7 protein-coding genes are annotated in these 8,318 nt (G+C 64.0%); all 7 read left to right on the forward strand.

Going from position 1 to position 8,318, the window contains the following annotated elements; translation table 11 throughout:
- The first annotated feature begins 32 nt into the window (after nucleotides 1–32).
- The 7 genes from lpxC (at nucleotide 33) to FJ967_RS13810 (ending at nucleotide 8,209) form a co-directional block, all read left to right on the forward strand.
- Nucleotides 33–983: a UDP-3-O-acyl-N-acetylglucosamine deacetylase gene (gene lpxC, locus FJ967_RS13775; protein WP_140732366.1), complete on the forward strand. Its 951-nt coding sequence runs from the start codon at nucleotides 33–35 to the stop codon at nucleotides 981–983.
- A gap of 323 nt (nucleotides 984–1,306) precedes the next feature.
- Nucleotides 1,307–2,176: an outer membrane protein assembly factor BamD gene (locus FJ967_RS13780; protein WP_140732367.1), complete on the forward strand. Its 870-nt coding sequence runs from the start codon at nucleotides 1,307–1,309 to the stop codon at nucleotides 2,174–2,176.
- Between the two features lie 220 nt (nucleotides 2,177–2,396).
- Nucleotides 2,397–4,070: a DNA repair protein RecN gene (gene recN / locus FJ967_RS13790; protein ID WP_140732369.1), complete on the forward strand. Its 1,674-nt coding sequence runs from the start codon at nucleotides 2,397–2,399 to the stop codon at nucleotides 4,068–4,070.
- Nucleotides 4,071–4,180: 110 nt separating this feature from the next.
- Nucleotides 4,181–6,385 (forward strand): NAD-dependent DNA ligase LigA, encoded by a 2,205-nt coding sequence (gene ligA / locus FJ967_RS13795; protein WP_140732370.1) that lies wholly within the window; start codon nucleotides 4,181–4,183, stop codon nucleotides 6,383–6,385.
- A complete protein-coding gene (locus FJ967_RS13800) occupies nucleotides 6,382–7,077 on the forward strand; it encodes a TIGR02453 family protein (RefSeq protein ID WP_281405678.1) in 696 nt (231 codons plus the stop codon). The genes ligA and FJ967_RS13800 overlap by 4 nt, the downstream gene beginning before the upstream one ends.
- A 110-nt stretch (nucleotides 7,078–7,187) precedes the next feature.
- Entirely contained in the window at nucleotides 7,188–7,916 is a 729-nt protein-coding gene (locus FJ967_RS13805) for an AzlC family ABC transporter permease (protein ID WP_140732371.1), read from the forward strand.
- Entirely contained in the window at nucleotides 7,913–8,209 is a 297-nt protein-coding gene (locus FJ967_RS13810) for an AzlD family protein (RefSeq protein ID WP_140732372.1), read from the forward strand. The genes FJ967_RS13805 and FJ967_RS13810 overlap by 4 nt, the downstream gene beginning before the upstream one ends.
- The last annotated feature ends 109 nt before the right edge of the window (nucleotides 8,210–8,318 follow it).

Raw genomic sequence — 8,318 nt, forward strand, 5'->3', positions numbered from 1 at the left:
GCTGGAGAAGCGGACCTAGGCAGTACGGGCTTATGGGGATTGTCTTGCAAGACCATCAGACGACAGTGAAGACGCGCGCGTCGCTTACAGGCACCGGCGTTCACAGCGGCAAAGAAGTTTCCATCAGTTTCCTCCCCGCGGATGCCGATACCGGCATCGTGTTCCAGCTTCTCAATGACGAGGGGCAGAGCCGCGAGTTTCGCGCCCTGTTCTCCGAGATCGGCGCCACCGACCTTTGCACCATGCTTGGCGATCCCTCGGGCGAGCACATCGCCACCGTGGAGCACATCATGGCGGCGCTGTTCGGGCTCGGCATCGACAATGTCGTGATCGAGATCGACGGCCATGAGGTTCCCATCCTCGACGGCAGCGCCATGGCCTTCGTGGAGGCCATCGACCAGGCCGGCATCGAGACGCTGGCCGTCAAGCGCCGCTATATCAGGGTGGTCAAGCCTGTCCGTATCGAGAACGGCGCTTCCTGGGCCGAGTTCCGGCCTTATGACGGCACCCGCTTCGAAGTCGAGATCGATTTCGAAAGCCCGGCCATCGGCCGCCAGCTTTTCGCATCCGACATCAATGCCGACATTTTCCGCCGCGACATCGCGCGCGCCCGCACCTTCGGTTTCATGAAGGATGTCGAGCGGCTCTGGGCCGCCGGCTATGCGCTGGGGTCCTCGCTGGAAAATTCACTGGTGATCGGCGACGACAACCGCGTCATCAACATGGGCGGCCTGCGCTATCCCAACGAATTCGTGCGCCACAAGACGCTCGACGCCATGGGCGACCTGGCGCTGGCCGGCGCCCGCTTCATCGGCTGTTTCCGTTCCTATCGCGGCGGGCACCGGCTGAACGCCGCGGCGCTGCGGCGCCTGCTGTCGGACCGCACCGCCTTCGAGATCGTCGAGACGACACGCCGCGAGCGCGGCCGCGCCGCCGAGATGAACGCCGTCAACGCACCGCTCTACGCACCCTGGATGATCTGATTTCCCATCTCAGGGCGCTCGCGGTCCGATATCGTTGCGAATGCCTGCATATTTTCGATACCGTGCGCCGTTTTTGCGCTTTGTTATGGCTCGCTAATGTTGCATGATTGCATCAGTAGGCGACCAAATCGTATTGCCGGCCGAGTGGCGCGAACCCGCCACAAAAATGTGCGATTGGCTAGACATAGCGTTGCCGGGCAAGACGGTTATGGTTTATGGCTGCTGCCGTCGATTAGTGCATGTTCGCCTGGAAGTGGGGACCAGTTTTGGGAGAACTGCATGCAACGAGCACTAAAATAACGCCGAAAGGGCGGAATCCAATCATGTTCTTCACGCGACTCGGTCAATCGAAGGCGCCACGGCGGTCTGTTTTCCTGGCGCTTTCGGTGGTTGTTCCATCGCTCTTTCTGTCGGCCTGCATGTCGTCCGAGAAAGATATCGACCTGTCGACCTATGTCGACCAGACCGAACCGGCCGACGTTCTCTACAATCAGGGCCTGGCCAACATGAATGCCGGACGCCTGGATGAGGCGAGCAAGAAGTTCGACGCGGTCGACCGCCAGCACCCCTATTCGGAATGGGCCCGCAAATCGATGGTGATGGGCGCCTTCGCCGACTACCGCAAGGGCAGCTACGACGACGCGATCCAGTCGGCGAAGCGCTATCTGGCCCTCTATCCGTCGACGGACGACGCCGCCTATGCCCAGTACATCATCGGTCTCAGCTATTATCGTCAGATCAAGGACGTGACGCAGGACCAGAAGGAAGCACGCCAGACCTTGCAGACGATGCAGGATCTGGTCACGCGCTGGCCGAATTCGGAATATGTGGACGACGCCAAGGAGAAGATGCGTTTCGCCAACGACCAGCTCGCCGGCAAGGAAATGCAGATTGGCCGCTACTATCTGGAGCGGCGCGAATACATCGCCGCCGTCAAGCGCTTCCGCACCGTGGTCGAAAGCTATTCCAACACCCGCCATGTCGAGGAAGCGCTCGCCCGCCTCACCGAAAGCTATTACGCGATGGGGTTGACCTCGGAGGCCCAGACAGCCGCCGCGGTGCTCGGCACCAACTATCCGGACAGCCCGTGGTACAAGGATTCCTACAAGCTGCTGCAGAGCAACGGCCTGGCACCGCGCGAAAACGCCGGATCGTGGATATCCAAGGCGGGCAAGCTGATCACCGGCGCCTGACCGCGAGAGCGCGCCGCCGCGGCGCGCTTTTTCGGATTGATCCGAAGCTCAAACAAAAAGATAGTGCGGCGCTGCGACTCCATCGTCGGGGTGCCGCTTTTTGAAGCGCGTCGTGCTTGAACGGATCCATGCGACGCGCTTTAAGTCTTTTGCTTTTGTGCATGTCGTTGTCCCAAAACCGGGTCCACCTTTGGGCGGCATGCAATAGGTCCGGGTTCCGATGCTTTCCAGACTGTCGATCCGCGATATCGTCCTGATCGAGAAGCTGGACATCGACTTCCAGCCGGGCCTTTCAGTGCTGACCGGCGAAACCGGCGCCGGCAAATCCATCCTGCTCGATGCACTGTCGCTGGCGCTCGGCGCGCGCGGCGACGCCTCGCTGGTGCGCCATGGCGCTACCCAGGGGCAGGTGATTGCCGTGTTCGACGTGCCGCGCAACCATCCCGTGCGCGCCCTGCTTGCCGAAAACGCCATCGAGGACGATGGCGACGTGATCCTGCGCCGTGTCCAGACGGCGGACGGGCGCACGCGTGTCTTCGTCAACGACCAGCCCTCCAGCGTGACGCTGATGCGCGATGTCGGACGGGCGCTGGTCGAGATCCATGGCCAGCATGATGAGCGCGCCCTGGTCGATCCCGGCGCCCACCGCGACGTGCTCGACGCTTTCGGCGGCCATCTGGGCGCCGTTCGTTCGACGGGGGAGGCTTGGCGGCACTGGCGCGCCTGCGAGCAGGAGCTGACACGCCACCGCGCCAAGGTGGCGGCCGCCGCACGGGAAGCCGACTATCTGCGCGCCGCGGTCACCGAGCTGAGTAAGCTCGATCCGCAGCCTGGCGAGGAGACGGAGCTTGCCGAACTGCGCGCCCACATGATGCGCGCCGAGAAGATCGCTTCGGAAATCCACGATGCGCAGGACGTGCTGTCGGGCCCGTCCTCGCCCTTGCCGCAGCTTGCCAGCCTGCTGAGGCGGCTGCAGCGCAAGGCGGGCGAGGCGCCGGGATTGCTGGACGACGTGGTCAAGTCGCTCGATGAAGCGATGCTTTCGCTCGATGCGGCGCAGTCGGGCGTCGAGGCCGCGCTGCGTGCCACCGAATATGACCCGCAACGGCTAGAAAAGGCCGAGGAGCGGCTGTTTTCGCTGCGTGCGGCCTCGCGCAAGCACAGTGTCGCCGTCGATGACCTGGCACAGTTGCGCGACACGATGGTTGCCGATCTCGCCGATCTCGATGCCGGCGAGGAGCGCCTGCATGGGCTGGAAGAACAGGCTGGCGCCGCGCGCGAAGCCTATGACATCGCCGCCGCACAGCTGTCGTCGCTTCGCCATGGCGCGGCCGCGGGTCTGACCAAGGCCGTCATGGCCGAATTGCCGGCGCTGAAGCTCGAACGCGCCGCCTTCATCGTCGAGATGAAGAGCGAGGCCGAGACGCGCATGGAGGAAGGCATCGACCAGATCGAGTTCTGGGTGCGCACCAATCCCGGCACACGACCCGGACCGATGATGAAGGTCGCATCCGGCGGCGAGCTGTCGCGTTTCCTGCTGGCGCTGAAAGTGGCGCTCGCCGACCGAGGCTCGGCGCCGACACTGGTTTTCGACGAGATCGACACCGGCGTCGGCGGCGCGGTGGCCGACGCGATCGGCCAGCGGCTGGCGCGGCTGTCGAAGCGCGTGCAGGTGCTCTCGGTCACCCACGCGCCGCAGGTGGCGGCGCGCGCGGCAACGCATTTCCTGATCTCCAAATCAGGCAGTACCGACCGTGTGGCGACCGGAATCGCCGAGATGGACCGGCCGGCGCGCCAGGAAGAAATCGCCCGCATGCTGGCAGGCGCTACGATCACCGACGAGGCGCGCGCCGCCGCCGAGCGGTTGCTGCGCGAGAACACGAACGCGGCATGAGACCATCGGGTCATGATCCGAGTCAGGATATGGCTCCATCCTGCTGTTCAGGAATGATTTTCCCAAAATCCTGATCTATTGTGACGCGCCACCGTTCGGGGACAAGAAGCATGGCCGAAAAACCTGTCGATTCGCTCAGCGAAAGCGAGGCCGAGGCCGAGCTCCGGAGCCTTGCCACCGAGATCGCCGAGCACGACCGGCGCTACCATGCCGAGGACGCGCCCACGATCTCGGACGCGGAGTATGACGCGTTGCGGCGGCGCAACCTCGCCATCGAGGAGCGCTTTCCCGGCCTTGTGCGCGAGGATTCGCCTTCGCTCAGGGTCGGTGCGGCGCCGGCGGAAGGGTTTACCAAGGTGCGCCACGCCGTGCCGATGCTCAGCCTCGCCAAGGCCTATACAGACGCCGACGTCACCGATTTCATCGAGCGTGGCCGGCGTTTCTTCGATCGCGACAAGGATCTCGACATCGCCTTCACCGCCGAACCGAAGATCGACGGGCTGTCGGCTTCGCTGCGCTACGAAAAGGGCGTGTTCGTGCAGGGCGCGACGCGCGGCGACGGCGCGGTCGGCGAGGATATCACCGCCAATTTGAGGACCATCGCCGACATTCCGGCGAGGCTGAAAGGTTCGGATTGGCCAGAGACGATCGAGATTCGCGGCGAGGTCTACATGACCTACGCGGAATTCGAGGCGCTCAAGGCGCGCTCGGCGGCCGTCGGCGGCCAGGACTACGTCAATCCGCGCAACACGGCGGCCGGATCACTGCGCCAGAAGGACCCATCCGTCACCGCCAGCCGCAACCTGAAGTTCTTCGCCTATGCCTGGGGGTATACGACCGCCGACCCGGCTCCGACGCAGTTCGGTGCGGTACAGAAATTCGGCGAATGGGGGTTCAAGATCAGCCCGCTGATGGTGCGCGCGAAGTCCGTCGAGGATCTGATCGCGCATTATCACCTGATCGAGGAGCAACGCTCGTCGCTCGGCTACGACATAGACGGCGTCGTCTACAAGGTCGACCAGCTGGAACTGCAACGGCGCTGGGGCTTCGTCACCGGCGAGCCGCGCTGGGCGGTGGCACACAAATTCCCGGCCGAACAGGCGATGACGACCGTTGAGAAGATCGACATCCAGGTTGGCCGCACCGGCACGCTGGCGCCGGTCGCGCGGCTGGCGCCGGTGACGGTGGGCGGCGTCGTGGTGGAGAACGTCACGCTGCACAATGAGGACTACATCAAGGGACTGGACAGCACCGGCCAGCCGATCCGCGACGGCATCGACGTGCGCATCGGCGATACGGTCGTGATCCAGCGGGCAGGGGATGTGATCCCGCAGATCGTCAGCGTCGTTATCGACAAGCGGCCGTCCGACGCCGTGCCTTACGAATTCCCGCACTCTTGCCCGATCTGCGGCTCGCCGGCGACGCGCGAGATCAACGAGAAGACCGGCAAGGAGGATTCGCGGCGGCGTTGCACCGGCGAACTGATCTGTGCCGCCCAAGCGGTCGAAAGGCTGCGCCATTTCGTGTCGCGCGGCGCCATGGATATTGAAGGCCTGGGTGCCGAGAACATAGACCTGTTCTTCAACTCGGGACTGGTCAAGACGGCGGCCGATATCTTCACGCTCAAGGAGCGCCGTCCGGCCGTGACCAAGGCACTGGCCGAGCGGCGGGAGGAGCAGGCCAGGCAGCGCGAGGCGGCATCCGGCAAGACGCGCAAGAATGTGCGCGGCGTCGAGGACCGCAATTACGAAGGCCTCGACAAGCTGTTTTCGGCGATCGATTCGCGCCGCGCGCCCGAACTCGACCGCTTCATCTTCGCGCTCGGTATCCGCCATATCGGCGAAACCACCGCCGCCGTGCTGGCGCGAACCTTCTCGACCATCGAGGAGGTGATCCGCGTCGGCAAGGAGACCGCGGCAGCGGAGGATCCGCACAGCGTCTTCCCCTCGATCAACGGCATTGGCGATACGGTGATCGACGCGCTGCGCGATTTCTTCGGCAATGAGCGCAATGACGACGTGCTGGACAAGCTGCTGGAGCAGGTCAAGCCGAAGCCCTACATCGTCACCATCTCGGCCGACAGCGAGGTCGCCGGGAAGACCATCGTCTTTACCGGTTCGCTGGAAAAGATGACCCGGTCCGAAGCCAAGGCGATGGCCGAACGTCTCGGCGCCAAGGTGGCCGGTTCGGTTTCGGCCAAGACCGATCTGGTGGTGGCCGGGCCGGGTGCGGGTTCCAAACTGAAGCTTGCCGGCGAACTCGGCGTCGAAGTCATCGACGAAGACACCTGGCTGCAGCGGGTCGGCAAGGCGTGAGCGACGGAACGTTCAGGGGCTTTGGCCCGAAGGCCATGCCGTTCTTCAAGGCGCTCGACTTTCACCAGAGCCGCGAGTGGTTCTGGGAGAACCGGGCGCTCTACGACAGCGACTTGTACGAGCCTTTCTGCGATCTGGTGGAGACGCTGACCCAGCGCTTCGCGGCGGCAGGGCTCGGCCTGCGCGGTGACCGCAAGAAATCCATGTTCCGCATCAATCGCGATGTGCGCTTTGCCAAGGACAAGCGGCCCTACAACCGGCATCTGTCGGCCATCCTGTCGCCGGACGGCACCAAGATGGAGCAAGGCGTGTTCTACGTTCATATCGGGCTCGAACGGTGTTTTGCCGGCGTTGCCTGGTGGAGCCCGCAGCCGGCACTGCTGCTGGCGATACGCCGGGCGATCGAGACGAAGCCTGAAAAGTTTCGCGCAATGGTCAAGGCGCTCGCCAGGAACGGCCTGGCGCTCGACACGGATGGCTGCATGAAGCGGACGCCGCGCGGCTTCGAACATGTTGCGCAAGCCGATCTCGTTGCCGCCATCCGCAATCGGCATTTCGTTGTCCGACACACCATCGATCCGGCCATCATTCACGGTCCGGCACTGGTCGACGAACTCGTCGACTTCACCATAAGAGCCAGGCCGTTGCTCGACTGGGGCAGGGCGATCGAGGGCAAGCCTGCGAAGGACTGAGCTTCCAGGCAAGTGCTCCACGATCATTTCCGCTGATCGTTTGGCTCAAGCGAATTCGTGTGACAAGCCCGGCGGTGCTTCCTACATCAGCCCTCTGATTGGGGAGAGACATGTCGGCGCAAGCAATTTCCGAGGACGGCGCGAGAAGCGATTTCTGGCAAGGTGTGCGGCTGTCCATGCCGGTTGTGGTGGCGTCGGCGCCGTTCGCGGTGCTGTTCGGCGCGCTCGCCGTCGACAATGGCTTTTCGGTCCTCGAAGCCTTCCTGATGAGCGCGCTGATCTATGGCGGTGCCAGCCAGATGGTCGGCATCCAGCTGTTTGGCCAGCATGTCGCGCCATGGCTGATCGTGCTGTCGATCTTCGCCGTCAACTTCCGCCATGTGCTCTACTCCGCCGGTATCGGCCGGCGCATCGCGCATTGGCCTGTCATCAACCAGGCCCTCGGCTATTTCATCCTCACCGACCCGCAGTTCGCGGTCGCCGAAGCGCGGGCGCAATCCGGGCAGACCGTCGGCTTCGCCTGGTATCTGGGGCTGGGCCTGCCGGTCTATCTGTTCTGGATCGTCGAAAGCGCGCTCGGCGCGATGTTCGGCAAGCTCATTCCCGACACGCACGCGCTGGGCATCGATTTCCTGCTGCCGATCTATTTCCTGGGCCTTGTGATGGGCTTCCGCAAGCGGCCGCTGTGGCTGCCGGTGGTGCTTGCCAGTGCGGTTGCCTCTGTTATCGCCTACAAGACGGTGGGCTCGCCCTGGCATGTCTCGATCGGCGCCATCGCCGGCGTGCTGCTCGCCGTCATCCTGCCGCCGCATCATAGCGGCGTGGAGACAAGGCCGTGAGCACGACGTTCTGGATCATCATCGCCGGTGCGATCGCCACCTATCTCACCCGCATCGGCGGGCATCTGGTCATTTCCCGTTTCGAGAACATCCATCCTCGGGTGGAAGCGGGCCTCAACGCTGTGCCGGCGGCGGTGCTGACGACATTGGTGGCGCCGGAGCTGCTGAACGCCGGGCCGGCGGAGTGGGCGGCGCTGGTGGTTACCGCGCTTGTCTCGCTGCGCGGCGGGCTGATGGCGATGTTCCTGGCGGGGGCTGCAGTGTTGATCCTGGCGCGGCAGTTCGTGGGATAGGTTCGAAGCGCCATCGTTTCGAAGCGTTGGCACCGCCCCTTGTATCTGCACGGAGGAGAGTTTGTGCGATGTAAGCGACTGAGCCTCGGACCGGATGGCCATCCGGTCC

Source organism: Mesorhizobium sp. B2-3-4 (assembly GCF_006442315.1).
In the GTDB taxonomy this organism is placed as follows: domain Bacteria; phylum Pseudomonadota; class Alphaproteobacteria; order Rhizobiales; family Rhizobiaceae; genus Mesorhizobium.